Source organism: Promicromonospora sp. NPDC052451, from assembly GCF_044547525.1.
Taxonomy (GTDB): Bacteria; Actinomycetota; Actinomycetes; order Actinomycetales; family Cellulomonadaceae; genus Promicromonospora.
Window position 1 is genome coordinate 225224 of record NZ_JBIUAP010000001.1, and the last position, 18934, is coordinate 244157.

Annotated in this window: 15 protein-coding genes and 2 tRNA genes; 14 read left to right on the top strand and 3 right to left on the bottom strand. The window is 69.2% G+C overall.

The window, feature by feature from the left end:
• Position 1: 1 nt before the first annotated feature.
• Positions 2–139 (bottom strand): 50S ribosomal protein L34, encoded by a 138-nt coding sequence (gene rpmH, locus ACIG47_RS00955; protein WP_010849920.1) that lies wholly within the window; start codon positions 137–139, stop codon positions 2–4.
• Between the two features lie 429 nt (positions 140–568).
• On the opposite strand from rpmH, the gene dnaA reads away from it, so the two are divergent.
• The 5 genes from dnaA to ACIG47_RS00980 all read left to right on the top strand — a co-directional run bounded on the left by dnaA (position 569) and on the right by ACIG47_RS00980 (position 6611).
• The gene (dnaA, locus tag ACIG47_RS00960) at positions 569–2005 is read left to right on the top strand and encodes a chromosomal replication initiator protein DnaA (protein ID WP_397412185.1); all 1437 of its coding nucleotides are present in this window, start codon (positions 569–571) and stop codon (positions 2003–2005) included.
• A gap of 635 nt (positions 2006–2640) precedes the next feature.
• Positions 2641–3774 (top strand): DNA polymerase III subunit beta, encoded by a 1134-nt coding sequence (gene dnaN / locus ACIG47_RS00965; protein WP_397412187.1) that lies wholly within the window; start codon positions 2641–2643, stop codon positions 3772–3774.
• Positions 3775–3912: 138 nt separating this feature from the next.
• A complete protein-coding gene (gene gnd, locus ACIG47_RS00970; protein WP_397412189.1) occupies positions 3913–4809 on the top strand; it encodes a phosphogluconate dehydrogenase (NAD(+)-dependent, decarboxylating) in 897 nt (298 codons plus the stop codon).
• Positions 4810–4837: 28 nt separating this feature from the next.
• Positions 4838–6076: a DNA replication/repair protein RecF gene (gene recF, locus ACIG47_RS00975; protein ID WP_397429521.1), complete on the top strand. Its 1239-nt coding sequence runs from the start codon at positions 4838–4840 to the stop codon at positions 6074–6076.
• Positions 6077–6284: 208 nt separating this feature from the next.
• Entirely contained in the window at positions 6285–6611 is a 327-nt protein-coding gene (locus ACIG47_RS00980) for a DUF721 domain-containing protein (RefSeq protein ID WP_397412191.1), read from the top strand.
• A gap of 186 nt (positions 6612–6797) precedes the next feature.
• On the opposite strand, the gene ACIG47_RS00985 is transcribed toward ACIG47_RS00980, so the two are convergent.
• Positions 6798–7475 carry a hypothetical protein gene (locus ACIG47_RS00985; RefSeq protein WP_397412193.1) on the bottom strand — a complete coding sequence of 226 codons (678 nt, stop codon included), beginning with the start codon at positions 7473–7475 and terminating at the stop codon, positions 6798–6800.
• A gap of 483 nt (positions 7476–7958) precedes the next feature.
• Here ACIG47_RS00985 and gyrB point away from each other — a divergent pair, with 483 nt between their 5' ends.
• The 7 genes from gyrB to ACIG47_RS01020 all read left to right on the top strand — a co-directional run bounded on the left by gyrB (position 7959) and on the right by ACIG47_RS01020 (position 16118).
• Complete coding sequence (gene gyrB / locus ACIG47_RS00990; protein WP_397429251.1) at positions 7959–10103, top strand: DNA topoisomerase (ATP-hydrolyzing) subunit B; 2145 nt, start codon at positions 7959–7961, stop codon at positions 10101–10103.
• Positions 10104–10182: 79 nt separating this feature from the next.
• The gene (gene gyrA / locus ACIG47_RS00995; protein WP_397412197.1) at positions 10183–12843 is read left to right on the top strand and encodes a DNA gyrase subunit A; all 2661 of its coding nucleotides are present in this window, start codon (positions 10183–10185) and stop codon (positions 12841–12843) included.
• Positions 12843–14228 (top strand): DUF3566 domain-containing protein, encoded by a 1386-nt coding sequence (locus tag ACIG47_RS01000; protein WP_397429252.1) that lies wholly within the window; start codon positions 12843–12845, stop codon positions 14226–14228. Before gyrA ends, ACIG47_RS01000 begins: the two co-directional genes overlap by 1 nt.
• A gap of 140 nt (positions 14229–14368) precedes the next feature.
• Positions 14369–14442 (top strand) — tRNA-Ile (locus ACIG47_RS01005).
• Positions 14443–14478: 36 nt separating this feature from the next.
• On the top strand, positions 14479–14598 hold the full coding sequence (locus ACIG47_RS01010) for a DLW-39 family protein (RefSeq protein WP_253836205.1): 120 nt from the start codon (positions 14479–14481) through the stop codon (positions 14596–14598).
• Positions 14599–14609: 11 nt separating this feature from the next.
• A tRNA-Ala gene (locus ACIG47_RS01015) sits at positions 14610–14682 on the top strand.
• Between the two features lie 233 nt (positions 14683–14915).
• On the top strand, positions 14916–16118 hold the full coding sequence (locus ACIG47_RS01020) for a beta-1,3-glucanase family protein (RefSeq protein WP_397429253.1): 1203 nt from the start codon (positions 14916–14918) through the stop codon (positions 16116–16118).
• A 102-nt stretch (positions 16119–16220) separates the two neighbouring features.
• On the opposite strand, the gene ACIG47_RS01025 is transcribed toward ACIG47_RS01020, so the two are convergent.
• Positions 16221–17264, bottom strand: coding sequence for a hypothetical protein (locus ACIG47_RS01025; protein ID WP_397429254.1), 1044 nt, complete (start codon positions 17262–17264; stop codon positions 16221–16223).
• Positions 17265–17387: 123 nt separating this feature from the next.
• Between ACIG47_RS01025 and ACIG47_RS01030 the strand changes: the two genes are divergently transcribed.
• Both ACIG47_RS01030 and ACIG47_RS01035 read left to right on the top strand, forming a co-directional pair.
• A complete protein-coding gene (locus tag ACIG47_RS01030) occupies positions 17388–17927 on the top strand; it encodes a peptidylprolyl isomerase (RefSeq protein ID WP_253836220.1) in 540 nt (179 codons plus the stop codon).
• A gap of 108 nt (positions 17928–18035) precedes the next feature.
• On the top strand, positions 18036–18923 hold the full coding sequence (locus tag ACIG47_RS01035; protein WP_397429255.1) for a rhomboid family intramembrane serine protease: 888 nt from the start codon (positions 18036–18038) through the stop codon (positions 18921–18923).
• Positions 18924–18934: the final 11 nt, after the last annotated feature.

The window sequence follows — 18934 nt, forward strand, 5'->3', positions numbered from 1 at the left end:
CTCAGGCTGAGAGCTCGGCGCGACCCTTGCGACGGCGGGCCGCGAGGATGGCGCGGCCGGCGCGGGTGCGCATGCGCAGCCGGAAGCCGTGGGTCTTGGCACGACGCCGGTTGTTCGGCTGGAAGGTCCGCTTGCTCACGAGGTACTCCAAGAACGTCGGGGTAGGCACACCGTCTGTCCTCGACGATGCAGTGAAAGATGGCCGCTCAGTACGACGATCGGCCTCGCCGACCCGGGGCCTGGCCCACGGGTCGCGGCCGACGTCGAAGAACGCGGCTCGCATCCCTGTGTGGGCGCGCAGAAGTACCTGGAACGGCTGTCTGACGTTACGCCGCCGGAGCCCCCCGGGTCAAACCAGAACCGCGGGATCCTGCGTGTCGGGCGCGCCACACCGGACGCGCCGAAGGGGTCCCGACGGGCGCCGGCCAGGGGCCCGTGTACCACTGATTCCGGGGTGATCCGCGCAATCCACAACCTGTGGACAACTGTGTGGACGGTGCTTCATCATGGCAGACTCCAAGACACCCCAGCGCGCGCACCACCCCACGCACGAGACGAAGGAAAGCCAGTGGCCAACCCGGACGAGAACATCGGCGACGTCTGGGCACAGACCCTGACGGCGCTCGAGGCCCGGCCCGACATGAGCCCGCGCCAGCTCGCCTTCATCCGACTGGCCAAGCCGATGGCAGTGCTCGACGACATGGTGTTCATCGCCGTCCCACACGAGCAGACCCGTACCTACCTGGAGACCGCCGTCCGTGACGACCTCGTCTCCGCGATGTCCTCGGTGCTCGGCCGCGACGTGCGTTTCGGCATCACGGTAGACCCTGAGCTCAGCAGCAGCACCCTGGCCGGGCCGTCGCAGATCTCGGGCCCGGCCACGCTGTCCCTGGAGCAGGAGCCGCCGGAGCCCGAGCAGGCGCAGATGCCTATCGCTCCGCAGCCGGCGCCCAAGCCGTCCGCGGAGCCGACCCGGTTGAACCCGAAGTACATCTTCGAGACGTTCGTCATCGGTTCGTCCAACAGGTTCGCGCACGCCGCCGCGGTCGCGGTCGCCGAGGCACCGGCGAAGGCCTACAACCCCCTGTTCATCTACGGGGACTCGGGACTGGGCAAGACCCACCTGCTGCACGCCATCGGGCACTACGTCCACAACCTTTATCCACACATCCGGGTGCGGTACGTGAACTCGGAGGAGTTCACCAACGACTTCATCAACAGCATCGGTGAGGGCAAGGCCGGCGCGTTCCAGCGCAGGTACCGCGACGTCGACGTGCTCCTCATCGACGACATCCAGTTCCTGCAGGGCAAGGAACAGACGATGGAGGAGTTCTTCCACACCTTCAACGCGCTCCACAACGCCAACAAGCAGGTCGTGATCACCTCCGACGTGCCGCCCAAGCAGCTCAACGGTTTCGAGGACCGGCTGCGCTCCCGCTTCGAGTGGGGCCTGATCACCGACGTCCAGCCGCCCGACCTCGAGACCCGCATCGCGATCATGCGCAAGAAGGCCGCGAGCGAGCACCTCGACGTACCGGCCGAGGTGCTCTCCTACATCGGATCGCGGATCTCTACGAACATCCGTGAGCTCGAGGGCGCGCTGATCCGCGTCACCGCGTTCGCGAACCTCAACCGCCAGCAGGTCGACCTGGCTCTCGCCGAGATAGTCCTCAAGGACCTGATCACCGACGACGACGACACGGCCGAGATCACGCCGGCGGTCGTCATCGCGCAGACCGCCGCGTACTTCGGGCTGACGATCGACGACCTGTGTGGCTCGTCACGCTCGCGCGTACTCGTCACGGCCCGGCAGATCGCCATGTACCTGTGCCGGGAGCTCACCGACCTGTCGCTGCCCAAGATCGGGCAGCAGTTCGGCGGCCGGGACCACACCACGGTCATGCACGCCAACAAGAAGATCGCGGGACAGATGGCCGAGCGGCGCTCGACCTACAACCAGGTCACCGAGCTCACGAGCCGGATCAAGCAGCAGCAGCGCGGCTGACAGCGGGTTGGTCGGCCGCTCCTGAAACGGGGCGATACACCCGCTCCCCCACGAATCCACACCCCTGTGCACAGCTGGACCGGTGCACAGGGGTGTTGCACATCTGCACCTCCACAGGCCTGTCCACACAGAGATCCCTCTGTTCAGGCAGATCTCCCGGCCTTGTCCCCAGCACTGTGGACGCGGACTGTGCAGAACTTGGTGTCTCGAGCCGGACCTCCGTCACACGCCTGGGGACGGGGCTGTGGACGGGTGTGGACGACACCCCGATATCTGTGGGCGAACACACCCCGATCGGTGGACGGCCTGTGTGTACAGAATCGGCTTCCACAGGAGCCCCTAGTTCTTGCACAGTCGGACCCACAGCTCCTCCACAGCGAAAAATGGGCCCTGACCTGCGAGAACACCCGATATCCCCAGTTTCCACAACACCGACTACTACTACGACATCTATCTATCAGGGGGAATCCACACGCCTTCATCAGGCGATCCGAGCGCTCGCCGACACTCTTCGAACACTAGTACGACCGGTGCCGTGGAGTCCATCCACAAGCCATCGGTCTCGAGTGCCACCAGGTCATCAACTCGCGTAGGGTTTCCTTCGACAGCCCAGGAACAAGAGGAGATGCAACGGCATGAAGTTCAGGGTCGAGCGCGACGTCCTCGCTGATGCCGTGACATGGACCGCTCGCACGCTCCCCACGCGTCCCCCGGCTCCTGTGCTCGCGGGTGTGCGCATCGAGGCGGACGCGCAGGGTGTGATCAACCTCGCCAGCTTCGACTACGAGACCTCGGCGCGGTCCGAGATCCCTGCGGAGGTCGCGGAGCCCGGCACGGTCCTGGTGTCGGGACGCCTGCTCGCGGAGATCTCACGTGCGCTGCCCAACAAGCCGGTGGACGTGGCACTCGAGGGCAGCAAGGTCATCGTCACCTGCGGTGCCAGCCGCTTCACTCTCCTCACCATGCCTGTGGACGAGTACCCCGCTCTCCCGGGCCTCCCGGAGGTCAGCGGCACGGTTTCCGGCGACGCGTTCACCCACGCCGTCGCGCAGGTGACCGTCGCCGCCAGCCGTGACGACACGCTCCCGCTGCTCACCGGCGTCCGGGTCGAGATCGAGGGCGAGCGCATCACGCTGCTGTCCACCGACCGGTACCGCCTCGCCCTCCGGGAGCTCACCTGGACGCCGGCCACGCCCGGCTTCTCCGCGGTGGCCCTGGTCCGCGCGCGCACGCTCAACGACGTCGCCAAGTCCCTCGGGTCCGGTGGCGGTCTCGTCAACGTCGGTCTGTCCACAGGCCAGGGCCTGGACCTCGTCGGATTCGAGGCAGGCGGCCGCCAGACCACGTCGCAGCTTGTCGAGGGCGACTACCCCGCCGTCCGCCGGTTGTTCCCGGACAGCACACCGATTCACGCCGTCGTCGCGACGGCACCGCTGATCGAGGCGGCGAAGCGCGTGAGCCTGGTCGCGGAGCGCAACACCCCGATCCGCCTGTCGTTCAGCGAGGGGCAGGTGGTGCTCGACGCCGGTCACGGCGACGACGCGCAGGCCTCCGAGGCTCTTGAAGCCGTTCTGGTCGGCGAGGACATCGCGGTGGCGTTCAACCCGCAGTTCCTGCTCGACGGGCTCGGCGCCCTGGGCACGGACTTCGTCAGGCTCTCGTTCACGCACCCCAACAAGCCGGTGGAGTTCACCGGGCAGGGCAGCCTGGACGGTGAGGACGACTCCTCGTACCGGTACCTGCTGGTGCCGATCCGCTTCACGGGCTGATGTCGCGGGCCCGCCGCTGACGAGCCCGATATCCACAGCCTGTGAGTTCCCGGTCCGGGCAGAGGCCCGGACACTCAGCCTGCACCAATGGCGGCCGCCACGAGCGAGCCCGTCGTTCGACCTGGAGGAAGCACGCACATGGTCACCCACATCGGCCTGGTCGGCCTGGGGAAGATGGGCAACAACATGCGGTCCCGCCTGCGCAAGGGCGGGATCGAGGTCACCGGGTTCGACCCCCGGCCGGAGGTGTCCGACGTGCCGACGCTCGCCGAGCTCGCCGCCGCGCTCCCGGCCGAGAAGCGGGTCGTGTGGGTCATGGTGCCCGCCGGCGACGCGACGCGCGGGGTGCTCGACCAGCTCGGTGAGATCCTCACCGAGGGCGACATCGTGATCGAGGGCGGTAACTCGCACTACGTCGAGGACCAGGAGCGCGCCGCGGAGCTCGCGGCGAAGGGCATCGGTTACCTCGATGTCGGTGTGAGCGGTGGTGTCTGGGGCCTGGAGAACGGCTACGGGCTCATGGTCGGTGGCTCGGCTGCCGACGTGGAGAGCGTCATGCCGGTCTTCGACGCGCTGCGTCCCGAGGGCCCCCGCGAGGAGGGCTTCGTGCACGCCGGCGGCGTCGGTGCGGGGCACTACGCCAAGATGGTCCACAACGGCATCGAGTACGGCCTCATGCAGGCCTACGCCGAGGGCTACGAGCTGCTCGCCGCGAAGTCGGACCTGATCGAGGACGTGCACGGCACGGTGCGGGCGTGGAGCCGCGGAACCGTCGTTCGTTCGTGGCTGCTGGACCTCATGGTCAAGGCTCTCGAGGAGGACCCGAAGCTGGCCCTGCTCGATGACTGGGTCGACGACTCGGGCGAGGGTCGCTGGACCGTGGACGAGGGCATCGACCTCGCGGTCCCGCTCCCCGTGATCTCCGCCGCACTGTTCGCGCGGTTCGCCTCCCGCCAGGAGCAGTCGCCGGCGATGAAGGCTGTCGCGGCCCTGCGTCAGCAGTTCGGTGGCCACGCGGTGAAGAAGGCGGACTAGCGGCCGGGACACGTACCATCACCTGTTGATGTACGTCTCCCACCTCTCCCTGCTGGACTTCCGGTCCTACGCGTCGGCCGACCTGGAGCTCGAACCGGGCGTCAACGCGTTCGTCGGGCGGAACGGCCGGGGCAAGACCAACCTCGTCGAGGCGATCGGCTACGTGGCCACGCTCGGATCGCACCGGGTCGCCACCGACGCCCCGCTGATCCGCTCGGGAGCGGAACGTGCGGTGGTCCGGACCCGGATCGTGCGCGGTGACCGCGCCAGCACCGTCGAGCTGGAGATCACGCAGGGCAAGGCGAACCGGGCCCGGATCAACCGCGGCCAGCAGGTCCGGGCGCGGGACGTGCTGGGGATCCTGCGGACCGTGCTCTTCGCCCCGGAGGACCTCGCTCTCGTCAAGGGTGAGCCCGACGGCCGACGGCGGTTCATGGACCAGCTCCTGGTCCTGATGATGCCGCGCCTGTCCGCAGTGCTCTCCGACTACGAGCGTGTCCTCCGCCAGCGGTCGGCGCTGCTGAAGTCGGCGAGGTCCGCGCGTCGGACGGGAGGGCCGGCGCGGACCGAGAGCTCGGCGGCGGCCGAGCTCGCGACGCTCGACGTCTGGGACGCGCGGCTCGCGGAGCTGGGGGCAGAGATCCTGTCTCTGCGCCTCCAGCTTGTCGACGCGCTGCGGCCCGCGGTCGCCGCCGCGTACGAGCAGGTGAGCGATGCCGACGGCGCCGCGGAGATCACCTACCGGTCGTCGCTGCCGGCTCTGGAGACCGGTCGTCCACCGATCTTGTCCACAGGCTCTGGGGATAACTCTGCGCACGTCGGACAGCTTCGTGACCTGCTGATGGAGGCCCTGGCGGCGGCCCGCCCGCAGGAGCTCGACCGCGGTGTGAGTCTCGTCGGACCGCATCGTGACGACCTGGTCCTGACGCTCGGCGGACTACCGGCCAAGGGCTACGCGAGCCACGGCGAGTCGTGGTCGTTCGCGCTCGCGCTGCGACTCGCGTCATACCGGCTCCTTGGCGGAGATCCGCAGAATTCAGCGGATTCACCCGCCTTCTGGGACCCTGATCTCGGAACGGACGCCGATCCGGTGCTGATCCTCGACGACGTGTTCGCCGAGCTGGACGTCCGGCGCCGCGAGCGGCTCGCGGACCTGGTGCTGCCCGCCCGGCAGGTGCTGGTCACGGCAGCCGTTCCCGAGGACGTCCCGGTGGTTCTCGACGGAGTACGGTTTCACGTGGAACCCGGGACGGTGACACGTGACTGACAACTCTCCACAGCCCCCTGTGGATAACTCGGAGCCCGAGCTGACCCCGGCGTCGGAGGTGGCGCGGGCCGCTCTCAACCGAGCCAAGGCGGCCGCCCGAGCACGGGGCCTCCGGCCCGGCTCCCCAGCAAGGCGCTCCCCGCTCGCCGAGCCGAGGACGAGCGGGCCGGGGCCGGGAGCACGTGATCCGCAGCTGCTCGGTGCGGTCGTGGGCCGGTTTCTGCGCGAGAAGGGCTGGACCGAGGACGTCTCGGTCGGCGGGGTCATGGGCCGATGGCGTGAGGTCGTCGGCGCAGAGATCGCCGACCACTGCGCGCCGGAGACGTTCGAGGACAAGGTGCTCGTCGTCCGCGCTGACTCGACGGCGTGGGCCACGCAGCTCCGCCTGCTGGTGCCCGCACTCCTGAGGCGGATGTCGGAGGAGATCGGCGAGGGTGTGGTCGAGGAGGTCACGGTGCTCGGGCCGGCCGGTCCAGGGTTCCGCAGGGGGCCGAGGTCGGTGCGCGGTCCGGGGCCTCGGGACACCTGGGGCTGAACGGCTCGCGACCGGCCGCTGGTCCCGATGCCAACCACGGACCGGGCCGCTCGACGTCCGCACGCGTATCGGCGGGCCTCCCCCTGGTGCGCCCGTACGGAACGACCGATCGCGAGAACGACAAGGGCTCCCCGGCCGAAGCCGGGGAGCCCTTGTCAGCGACGCGAGTGCGTCAGCCGGTCATGCTCAGGCGCCCTGCTGCATCCGCTTGCGGGCCCAGACCAGAGCCACGCCACCCACGGCGAGGAGCGCGGCGAACGCGACGGCACCGCCGACGGTCGCACCGGTCGCGGCGAGCACCGGCGGCTCCTCAGCAGCGGGGCTGGGGGACGCGGAGGGCTCGGCCGGAGCCGGGGGCACGGCCTCTTCCGACGGCGCCTCGGACGGCTCAGGCGTCGGCTCGACGACCGGCTCGCTCGGCTCCTCCGAGGGCTCGGGGGCCGGCTCGCTCGGGGTCGGCTCAGGCGTGGGCGCAGCCTCGACACACGGCTCGATGGCGCCCTCGTAGTCCTTGACACCCTGGCCGTCCGGGGAATCGAACGAGACGGTCCACGTGTGCGCGACTGTCGGGTCCAGGGCGTCGAACGTCTTCTCGTAGCTGTACTCGTACTGGGACTCCTGCTGGCCCGACTTGAAACCGAGGTCGGCGAACGTGCCCGCCTCAACCTCGGCGCCGTCGATCACGACATTGACGGTCGCGTCCGCCGGGTACATCTTCGCCTTGGCGTTCACCCAGGAGAAGTTGGACTCGGCGTTGCAGCCACTGGTCGCCTCGGGAATGTGCGCGGAGGCAGGTGCGGCGCCGGCGAGCATGCCACCGAAAGCCAGGACGGCGAGGGTTCCGCCGGCAAGAAGCTTCTTCACTCTGTTGCCCTTCGAAGAGAGAGGATGCGCCGGAGGGCGCATGTGACCGGTCGGCGCTATTAGAGCAGAAAACGACAAATCAACGAAATGTCTCCTTCTGCGTGCAAATTGCCTGACCTTCGACAGGTCCGGGCATGGCTCTTCGCTGACGAACTGCACCAGCCAGTCGCACACTCCGAACGCGTGTACGACCGGCCGTCCGGACCGGACCGACCGAGCTGCCGACGCCCTTGACGAAGCCCGTGCGCGAGGGTCGTCCGGAGGGGTTCCGAGAGCCCCAGGAACCCCTCCGAGACCCCAGAAATCACCCTGTGGAGAAAGGTTGTGGAGGAGTGGCCACAAACACCCCAGGATCCCGGGTTTTCGCCGCTCAGAAGGTAGTATGAGGGGGTCAACCGCGCCGGGTTCCCAGGATGGTCCTGAGGACCCGGAACGCTGAGCACCGACGAGCCGTCGGACCGTACGTCAGCACCCGAGCACGGCATGGATCCCAGGGGTCCGAGCCGCTCCCGCAACCGCTGGTACGTCCGTCGTCGTGCACATCGTGTGCCTGAAAGACGAGGAGCAACCCCGCCCGTGACAGAGCGAATCGACGGCGGCTACGACGCCGGGAACATCACCGTCCTGGAAGGTCTCGAGGCCGTTCGTAAGCGACCGGGCATGTATATCGGATCGACCGGTGAGCGTGGGCTCCACCACCTTGTGTACGAGATTGTGGATAACGCTGTGGACGAGGCTCTCGCGGGCCACGCCACCGAGATCGACGTGCGCCTCCTGCCCGACGGCGGCGTGCGCGTCACGGACGACGGCCGAGGCATCCCGGTCGCGATGCACCCGACCGAGGGCAAGCCCACCCTCGAGGTCGTCATGACGATCCTGCACGCCGGCGGCAAGTTCGGTGGTGGCGGTTACGCCGTCTCCGGCGGTCTGCACGGCGTCGGCATGTCCGTGGTGAACGCGCTGAGCACGCGCTTCGTCTCGGAGGTGCGCCGCGACGGGTACCACTGGCGCCAGGAGTACACCGAGGGCGGCAACCCGATCACCGAGGTCGAGCGCCTCGAGCCGCTCGCGGCGGACGAGCACACCGGAACCACCCAGACGTTCTGGGCCGACGGCTCGATCTTCGAGACCACGGAGTACGACTTCGAGACGCTCCGCGCCCGGTTCCAGCAGTACGCGTTCCTGAACAAGGGCCTGCAGATCACGCTCACCGACGAGCGCGCCGGCCACTCGTCCGCCACGGACGAGGTCGCCGGTGCCGAGCCGGAGACGCCGGCGGACGGCGTCGAGGGAGCCGAGGACGCGGACGGCCAGCCGGACGGCGCGCGCACCGTCACGTACAAGTACGACGACGGCCTCATGGACTACGTGCACCACATCAACTCGGCGAAGCGGGTGGAGCTCATCCACCCCGACGTCATCTCGTTCGAGAGCGAGGACCCGGAGCGCAAGATCGCCGTCGAGATCGCGCTCCAGTGGACCAGCGCCTACAGCGAGTCGGTGCACACCTTCGCGAACACCATCTCGACCACCGAGGGCGGTACGCACGAGGAGGGCTTCCGTGCGGCGATGACCACGCTGGTCAACAGCTACGCGCGCGACAAGGGCATCATCAAGGAGAAGGACGAGAACCTCACGGGTGACGACATCCGCGAGGGCCTCACCGCCGTCATCTCCGTGAAGCTCGGTGAGCCGCAGTTCGAGGGGCAGACCAAGACGAAGCTGGGCAACACGGAGGCGAAGACCTTCGTGCAGCGCGTCGTGCGCGAGCAGCTCACGGACTGGTTCGACGCGCACCCGAACGAGGCGCGCGACGTCATCCGCAAGGCGATCCAGGCCTCGCAGGCCCGCATCGCCGCCCGCAAGGCGCGCGAGGCGACCCGGCGCAAGGGCGTCCTCAACGGCGCCGCCATGCCGGGCAAGCTCAAGGACTGCCAGTCGCGGTTCCCGGACGAGTGCGAGATCTACGTGGTCGAGGGCGACTCGGCCGGCGGCTCGGCTGTGCGTGGGCGCAACCCGCACAACCAGGCGATCCTGCCGCTGCGCGGCAAGATCCTGAACGTCGAGCGGGCCCGCCTCGACAAGGCGCTCTCGAACGCCGAGGTCCAGGCGCTCATCACCGCCTTCGGCACGGGCATCGGCGAGGACTTCGACATCTCGAAGCTCCGGTACCACAAGATCGTGCTCATGGCCGATGCCGACGTCGACGGCCAGCACATCTGCACCCTGCTGCTCACGCTGCTGTTCCGGTACATGCGACCGCTCATCGAGCACGGGCACGTGTACCTGGCGCAGCCGCCGCTGTACCGGATCAAGTGGAGCAACGCCCCGCACGACTACGTGTACTCCGACCGGGAGCGCGACGCGTTCCTCGAGGCCGGTGCCGCGCAGGGCAAGCGCATCCCGAAGGACAACGGCATCCAGCGGTACAAGGGTCTCGGCGAGATGGACTACTCCGAGCTCTGGGACACCACCATGGACCCGGACCACCGGACGCTGCTGCAGGTCACCATGGACGACGCGGCCGCTGCCGACGAGATCTTCTCCGTCCTCATGGGCGAGGACGTCGAGTCCCGGCGCACCTTCATCCAGCGCAACGCCAAGGACGTGCGGTTCCTCGATATCTGAGGAGCGAGCTTGCGGGCCCGGCAGATATCGACGTGAGACGAAGTGACACGCCCACCGGCGTGGAAAGGAAGTACGAACGGTGACGGACGAGACCCCCGGCGTGGAGAACCCCGACGACGGCATGCCCACCGAGGACGCACGCGTCGCGGTGCACCACGGCCGCGTCGAGCAGGTGGACCTGCAGCTCGAGATGCAGCGGTCGTACCTCGACTACGCGATGAGCGTGATCGTGGGCCGTGCACTGCCCGACGTGCGGGACGGCCTCAAGCCGGTGCACCGCCGCGTCATCTACGCCATGTACGACGGCGGGTACCGGCCGGACCGCGCGTTCTCCAAGTGCTCGCGCGTCGTCGGCGACGTCATGGGCAAGTACCACCCGCACGGTGACACCGCGATCTACGACACCCTGGTGCGGCTGGTGCAGGACTGGGTGCTGCGCTACCCGCTGGTCGCGGGCCAGGGGAACTTCGGCTCGCCGGGCAACGACCCGGCCGCCGCCCCGCGGTACACCGAGTGCAAGATGGCACCGCTCGCCCTGGAGATGGTGCGTGACATCGAGAAGGGCACCGTCGACTTCCGGCCGAACTACGACGGCCGCACGCAGGAGCCGGTGGTGCTCCCCGCGCGCATCCCGAACCTGCTGGTCAACGGCTCGGCCGGCATCGCCGTCGGCATGGCCACGAACATCCCGCCGCACAACCTGCGGGAGGTGGCGGACGGCGTCCGCTGGTACCTCGCCAACCCCGAGGCGTCGCGCGAGGAGCTCCTGGAGGCGCTGCTGCAGCGCATCAAGGGGCCGGACTTCCCGACCGGCGCACAGATCCTGGGTCACAAGGGCATCGAGGACGCCTACCGCACCGGCCGCGGCTCCATCACGATGCGCGCCGTCGTGAACGTCGAGGAGATCCAGAACCGGATCTGCCTGGTCGTCACCGAGCTGCCGTACATGGTCAACCCGGACAACCTGGCCTCCAAGATCGCGGACCTCGTCAACGACAACCGCATCCAGGGCATCGCTGACATCCGCGACGAGACGTCGGGCCGCACCGGTCAGCGCCTGGTGATCGTGCTCAAGCGCGACGCCGTCGCGAAGGTCGTGCTGAACAACCTCTACAAGCACACCCAGCTCCAGGAGAACTTCAGCGCGAACATGCTCGCGCTCGTCGACGAGGTGCCTCGCACCCTCAGCATCGACGCCTTCGTGCGGCACTGGACCACGCACCAGATCGAGGTCGTGCGCCGGCGCACCGAGTACCTCCTCAAGGAGGCGCAGGACCAGATCCACATCTACGAGGGCTACCTCAAGGCCCTCGACGCGCTGGACGAGGTCATCGCCCTGATCCGCCGCTCCCCCGATGCCGACCAGGCACGGGCCGGCCTGATGGACCTGCTGACGATCGACGAGCAGCAGGCCAACGCGATCCTGGCGCTCCAGCTCCGCCGGCTGGCGGCCCTCGAGCGGCAGAGGATCCTGGACGACCACGCGAAGCTCCAGGCCGAGATCGACGACTACCAGGACATCCTCGCTAAGCCCGAGCGTCAGCGCTCCATCGTGGGCGAGGAGCTCGACGAGGTCACCGACCGCTGGGGCGACGAGCGCCGCACCACGATCCTCCCCTACGACGGCGACATGTCCATGGAGGACCTGATCCCCGAGGAGGACGTGGTCGTCACGATCACGCGCGGCGGATACGCCAAGCGGACCCGGACGGACAACTACCGCTCGCAGAAGCGCGGCGGCAAGGGTGTGCGCGGCGCGCAGCTGCGCGAGGACGACATCGTGGACCACTTCTTCACGACGACGACCCACCACTGGATGCTGTTCTTCACCAACCTCGGCCGCGTCTACCGGGCCAAGGGCTATGAGCTCCCCGAGGGCGGCCGGGACGCGAAGGGGCAGCACGTCGCGAACCTGCTGGCCTTCCAGCCCGGCGAGAAGATCGCCCAGGTGCTCGACATCCCCGACTACGAGGCGGCGGACTACCTGGTCCTGGCGACCCGGCGAGGACTCGTGAAGAAGACCCGCCTCGGCGAGTACAACTCGCCCCGCTCGGGCGGTCTCATCGCGATCAACCTGCGCGAGGACGCCGACGGCGCCGCGGACGAGCTGGTCTCGGCCCGCCTGGTGAATGCGGACGACGACCTCATCCTGGTGTCGCGCAAGGGGCAGTCCATCCGCTTCCACGCCGACGACGAGTCGATCCGCCCGCTGGGCCGCGCCACCTCGGGCGTCACCGGCATGAAGTTCCGCGAGGACGACGAGCTGCTCGCCGCCGACGTCGTGGTCGAGGGTGCGGACCTGTTCGTGGTCACGGAGGGCGGCTTCGCCAAGCGCACGCGCATCTCCGAGTACCGGATCCAGGGACGCGGCGGCCTCGGCATCAAGGTGGCCAACCTGGTGGAGGCACGGGGTGATCTTGTGGGGGCTCTCGTCACGCATGCGGACGACGAAGTCCTTGTGATCATGGAGCGCGGCAAGATCGTGCGGTCCGCGGTGGCCGAGGTCAACCTCACCGGGCGGAACACTCAGGGGGTAACCTTCGCGAAGCCGGACAAGGGGGACAGGATCATCGCCGTCGCGCGCAACGCGGAGCGTGAGGACGCGGGCGATGTGCCGAACGCGACGGAGGACATCTCCGACGCCGAGTCCGCCGAGCGGGTTACGGTGGAAGAGATCCCGACCCCCGACGAAGTTCCGAGCACCCCTGAGCAGGACAGCACCGGACGCGAGGACAGCTGATGACGAGTGACAAGAGCGGGCCCGTGCGTACGGCGTCGCCCGAGCTCGACGAGGACCTGGACGACACCAGGGTCCGCAAGGACGTGACCCGGGAGACGGCCTCGGCCGAGACCCCGGAGACGGAGCCGGCAGGGGCCGGCTCGGGCAAGAGCTCCGCGTCGACCTCGTCCGACGGATCCGATGCCGAGACGACCGGTGACGGCGCCCCGAAGAGCGACCTGACGGCAGAGCCGATCACGGTGGCGGCTCCTGCGACCGGGACGCCGGCGCCCGCCGGCAGCACGCCTCCGGCCCCCGGATCGGCGCCGTCCGCGCCGGCCAAGCCCGCGTCGTCGGCCAAGCCAGGGCCCGCGAAGCCCGGGCCCGCCAAGCCCGGTCCGGCAGCCAAGCCCGCGGCCGCCTCGTCCGCGCCCGCAGCGGCGGCCGAGCCGCCCGTGCCGCCCGCTCCCGACGAGCCCGGCACGGCCGTGCCCACCACCGGTGGGATCTGGCGTTCCGCCTACGAGGCCGGGCGTTCCGAGAAGGAGTCCCAGCCCTCGGCCGCGTCGGGTCCGCGCGACGCGAAGGCTCCGGCCGGGCTCGTCTCCGCGATCGGGCGGGCATCGGCGAACGCCGATGCCGCGACCGGGTCGACCTCGGACGCCGCGGGGACCACGTCCGATGCGCCGCGCGAGGCCGCCACCAACCCGAAGTCCTGGAACCGGGTCCCCGCTCCCGACGCCCCGCCCGCTCCCCCGGCACCCGCCGGCGAGGGGACGGACGGCGTCCGGGCAGGCGCGATGAAGGCTGCGCAGGCCGCCCTCGACGCTGCCCGCAGCGCCGCCAAGAAGGTGTCGTCGATCATGCCTGACGAGGACGAGCGGCCGACGGCCGCGCCGAGCACCGCCAACGCCCGGCCCGAGATGCACTACACGGCGGCGGGCGTGCGGGGCACCGCCACGCCGGCCGCCGCGGGTGCGGCCGGCACGCAGCAGCGGCCGGCATCCGTACCCACGCCCGAGGTGCCGCGTCCGGCTCCGGCGGGTCCGCGCCGCGTCCGGCTCGCGATCTCGCGGGTCGACCCGTGGTCGGTCATGAAGCTGGCGTTCCTGCTGGCCGTCGCGATCGCGATCATGACCGTGGTGGCCACGGCGGTGTTCTGGTCCGTGCTGGACGGCTTCGGTGTGTTCACCACGGTGCAGAGCTTCGTCGAGGACGCCGTGGGACCGCAGAGCAACGTGAACCTCACGCAGTTCGTGGAGTTCCCCCGCGTCATCTCGCTCGCGACCCTGGTCAGCATCTGCAACATCGTGCTGCTCACGGCCATCGCGACGATCATGGCGTTCCTGTACAACATCACCGCAGCGCTGGTGGGCGGCGTCCACCTCACGCTGACGGACGACTGACCAGCACTACTCCGAGCGTTCCTGTGCGCCGCAGCGCACGGCTCGACGCACGTCACACCGCAGACCACCATTTCGGTTTGGGACATCGTCCCGACCTGGGGTAATCTCCAGTGTCGCGACAGCGTGCCGAACGCTCGCACGGGGCTATAGCTCAGACGGTTAGAGCGCTTCCCTGATAAGGAAGAGGTCGGAGGTTCAAGTCCTCCTAGCCCCACTCCCCGGACCCGCCGAGGCTCCTCAGGAGGAACTCGTGAAGAAGCTGCTGATCGTGCTGCTCGCCGCTGGCGCCGGTTATGTCCTCTGGCGCAAGCTCAACGAGGACGCGTCCGGTCGCGACCTCTGGTCCGAGGTCACCGACTCGATCGACTGAGTGCCCTCAGCGGGGCCATGGCGCAATTGGTAGCGCACCTGCTTTGCAAGCAGGGGGTTGCGGGTTCGAGTCCCGCTGGCTCCACACCCACAGAAGCCCGGATACGTCCGGGCTTCTGTCGTTTCCGGGGTCGGCTCCTCATCCGTAGGAACACGTAGGCCGGACCTGTGGGATACCCCTATGTTTGCCCGAACCGGGCCTTTTTCACCCCCGATCGGGCGTCGGCTACTGACAAGGCAGGACTCCTTCCATAACCTCGAACGCGAGGGGCACGCACCATCCAACTGACCGGCCCCTCGCAATTCGAGGAGGACCGAGTGACCCTGACCAGGAAACTCATCGGCACTGCCGCCGCACTGACCGCAGCCCTGTCGGCCGCCGTGGTCGCCACCCCGTCCGCCACCGCAGTTCCTGACACCATCCCGCTGACGATCACGAACGACTCGGGTCGCAGCGACGAGGTGTTCGTCTACGTTCTCGGGGAGCAGGGCGGCCAGCTCGGCTACGCCGACGCCGCCGGAACCTTCCACGCGTGGCCGGACGCCGGAAGCGTCCCTGAGCCGGCGCCCGACGCGTCGATCGCGGGCCCGGCCGACGGCCAGGACATCACGATCCAGATGCCCAAGCTCTCGGGCCGGGTCTACTTCTCGTACGGCACCAAGCTGGACTTCAAGATCGTCAACGACGGTCAGCTCGTCCAGCCCGCCGTGCAGAACCCGAGCGACCCCAACCGCAACACGCTGTTCAACTGGACCGAGTACACGCTCAACGACTCCGGCCTGTGGATCAACAGCACGCAGGTCGACTTTTTCTCCGCGCCGTACCAGACGGGCCTGCGGTCCTCGAGCGGAGAGCTCATGCACACGGGGATGCTCAAGCCGGACGGGTGGGACAACGTCGTCTCGGCGCTCTCCCAGCAGGACGGCTGGGACGGGCTCGCCCAGACCGGACCAGACGGCTCGGTCCTGCGTGTCCTGTCCCCCGGGCACGGTGTCGGTACGGGTCAGATCGACGCGAACGTCCTGTCGGACTACGTCGACCGTGTCTGGAGCAAGTACTCCGGCGAGACCCTGACGGTGGTGCCCTACGGCGACCAGCCGGAGAAGAAGTTCCTCGGCACGGTGTCGGGCGACACGATGACCTTCACGGACACGTCGGGCGCGGTGGTCACCACGTTCCCGAAGCCCTCCGGTGAGTCGATCTTCGGTTGCGCCGGGGACCTCGCGGCACCGAACGACGACATCGGTGCCATCGCCCGCACCCTGTGCGCCGGCTTCAACCGGTCCTCGCTGCTCGACAGCACGACGCAGCCCACCCAGGATCCGGCCGGCTTCTACCAGGACTCGGTGACCAACTACTACGCCAAGCACATCCACGAGCAGATGGCGGACGGCAAGGCCTACGCCTTCGCGTTCGACGACGTCGTCAACCAGGAGTCGCTCGTCCATGACGGCGACCCGACCGAAGCGTTCATCCAGCTCGATCCCTTCGCCGGGGCAGCCACCCCCATCGGCGGGTGATCCCTGGGGGCGGAGCTCGCCCCGCACGGCACAAGGGCGCCTGCCCGGCCACGCACGAGATGCGTGGCCGGGCAGGCGCCCTGCTCTGTCCCCCGAGGAGGGTCAGCTCTCCTTCTTGCTGTTCCCCGACTCGGCCGGCGTCTCGACCGGAGGGACCTCGTCCACGAGCGGCTGCTCCGTGGGAGCGCCCGGCTCGGCGGGCAGCCCGGGCTCGGTCGGCTCGGGTGTGGTCTCCGGCGGAGCCGCGGCGGTGTCGCTGCCGTGCCGGCCGCTCTTCTGCGTGGCGTCGGCCACTGCGGCACCCGCCTTCTGCGCGGTCGCCTTGGCGGCGTCGACCACGGGTGCCGCCTTCTCCTTGGCCGCGTCGAGCACCGGTGCCGCCTTCTCCAGCACGGGCCCGGCCTTCTCCTTGGCGGCCTCGAACGCAGGGCTCGCCGCCGAGTAGGCACGCGCACCCAGGTCCTTGGCCGTCTGCGCCGCCTTGGCCCCGGCCTCCCGGCCCTTCGCGACGGCGGAGCCCGCCGCCGCGCCGATCCCGGAGGAGGTCCTTGTGCTGTCGGAGTAGTCGGCTCCCGCCGCCTGCTCCCACGGCTCGGCCCACGGGTCGGTCTGCGGCTGAGCACGCTTCCAGAACACGTACCCCGCGACGGCTGCCCCACCGGCGACCAGCGCGATCACCCAGCCCTTCCGCGAGCCCTTCCTCCCGGCCTTGTCCGCCGCCTCGGTGACGGTCTCGGCCAGCGACGCCTTGCCCTGCGCCGCGGCGGCACTGGACGCCGCGGCGTTGAACGAGGCGACCATCTTGGGCAGCAGGTCGTCCACGAGCTTGTCGTGCGCCGAGTCGATGAGCGGCGCCGCCTTGCTCGCGGCCTTCTCGACCTGGGGCGCGGCTGCCTGGACGCTGTCCTGCCACGCCTTCTCGGCGCGCGGGGTCAACCAGGCGATGAAGTCGTTCACCCGCGGCTGCGCCCAGTCCTTGGCGTGCACGGCGCGGTCCTTGGCCTGTGCCGCGAACGAGCCGGCCTGGACGGCGGCCTTGGAGCTGACGTCGGAGAGCAGGGCGGTGGCTTCCGCGGCCTTCTCCTTGACCTTCTCGGTGTCGATCTTGTTCGTGTCCACGTAGTCGGTCACCTTCTTGCGGGTCATGAAGCTTCCCCCGAACTGTTCAAATACTCCTCAAGGTGCCACTCTGCCATCGTCACGGCCTCCTTGCGAGGGCGAGCGCCGTGGATGCAGCACCAGCGGGCCGCTCCGTGGGAGGATTGATACATGTTCGCAATCCTGCACACCACCTCCGGTGACATCCGCATCGAGCTCTTCCCGAACCACGCGCCCAAGACCGTCGAGAACTTCGTCGGCCTCGCGACGGGCGAGAAGGCCTGGACGGACCCGCGGACGGGTGAGGAGCGCAAGGACCCGTTCTACGACGGCCTCATCTTCCACCGCGTCATCGACGACTTCATGATCCAGGGCGGCTGCCCGCTCGGGACGGGAACCGGCGGACCTGGGTACACGTTCAACGACGAGATCCACCCGGAGCTCCAGTTCACCGAGAAGTACCTCCTCGCGATGGCCAACGCCGGCAAGCGCCGCAACCCGGTCACCGGCGAGATCGAGGGCACCAACGGCTCGCAGTTCTTCCTCACCACGGCCGAGACGCCGTGGCTGAACGGCAAGCACACCATCTTCGGCAAGGTGGCCGACGACGCGTCGCGCGAGGTCGTCGACACGATCGGCAAGACGCGGACGCGTCCTGGCGACCGCCCCGTCGAGGACATCACGATCACGTCGGTCACCATCGAGCCCTGAGCGACGGGGGTGGACGGCGGAGCCCACGCGGCTCCGCCGGACCAGCACGGCCCGGGACACCTGACCACCCGAGCACCTGAGGACCGAGGGGACTGAGGACGTATCGCGATGAACGACCCGGCCGCCGAGGAGCCGGCCGAGGCCGCGGCTCCCGTCTGCCCGCGCCATCCTGACCGCGTCGCCTACGTGCGCTGCCAGCGCTGCGGCCGGCCCGCCTGCCCGGAGTGCCAGCGGCCGGCGGCCGTCGGCGTGCAGTGCGTCGACTGCGTCCGCGAGTCGCGGCGCACCGCGCCTCGTGTGCGGACGATGTTCGGTGGTGCCGCGAGCACGTCGGGTGCGGGCGGTCGGCCGGTCGTGACGTTCACCATCATCGGGCTCTGCGTGGCGAGCTGGCTGCTGCAGCTCGTGACGGGCGGCGAGTGGACCCACCTGCTGTGGTTCTGGCCGTGGGGTGGCGCCGTGGAGCCGTACCGCTTCCTGACGGCCTCGTTCCTGCACTCGACGTCGCCGCTGCACATCCTGTTCAACATGTACGCCCTGTGGATAACCGGTCAGTTCCTCGAGCCTCTGCTCGGCCGGCTGCGCTTCACGGTGCTGTGCCTGCTCTCCGCGGTGGGCGGGTCGGTCGGCGTGCTGCTCCTGGCCGGTGATCCGTTCGCGTCCAGCGCGTGGGTGACGCCCGTGGTGGGTGCGTCCGGCATGGTGTTCGGCCTGTTCGGGGCGATGCTCCCGGTGCTGCGCCGGCTGGGCCGCAGCCTGGGTCAGGTGCTCGTGCTGCTGGCGATCAACGGGGCGATCGGCTTCTTCGTGCCGAACATCTCGTGGCAGGCGCACCTGGGTGGCCTCGTCACCGGAGCGCTCGTCGCGACGGCGTACGCGTACGCGCCGAAGGAGCGTCGCGCCGCCGTCGCATGGCTGGTCGCGGTGGGCGGGATCGTGCTGCTGGCGGGCCTGGCGACGTGGCGCTACGCCTCCGCGGGTGTGCTGGGGATCTAGCGCCGTCCTCT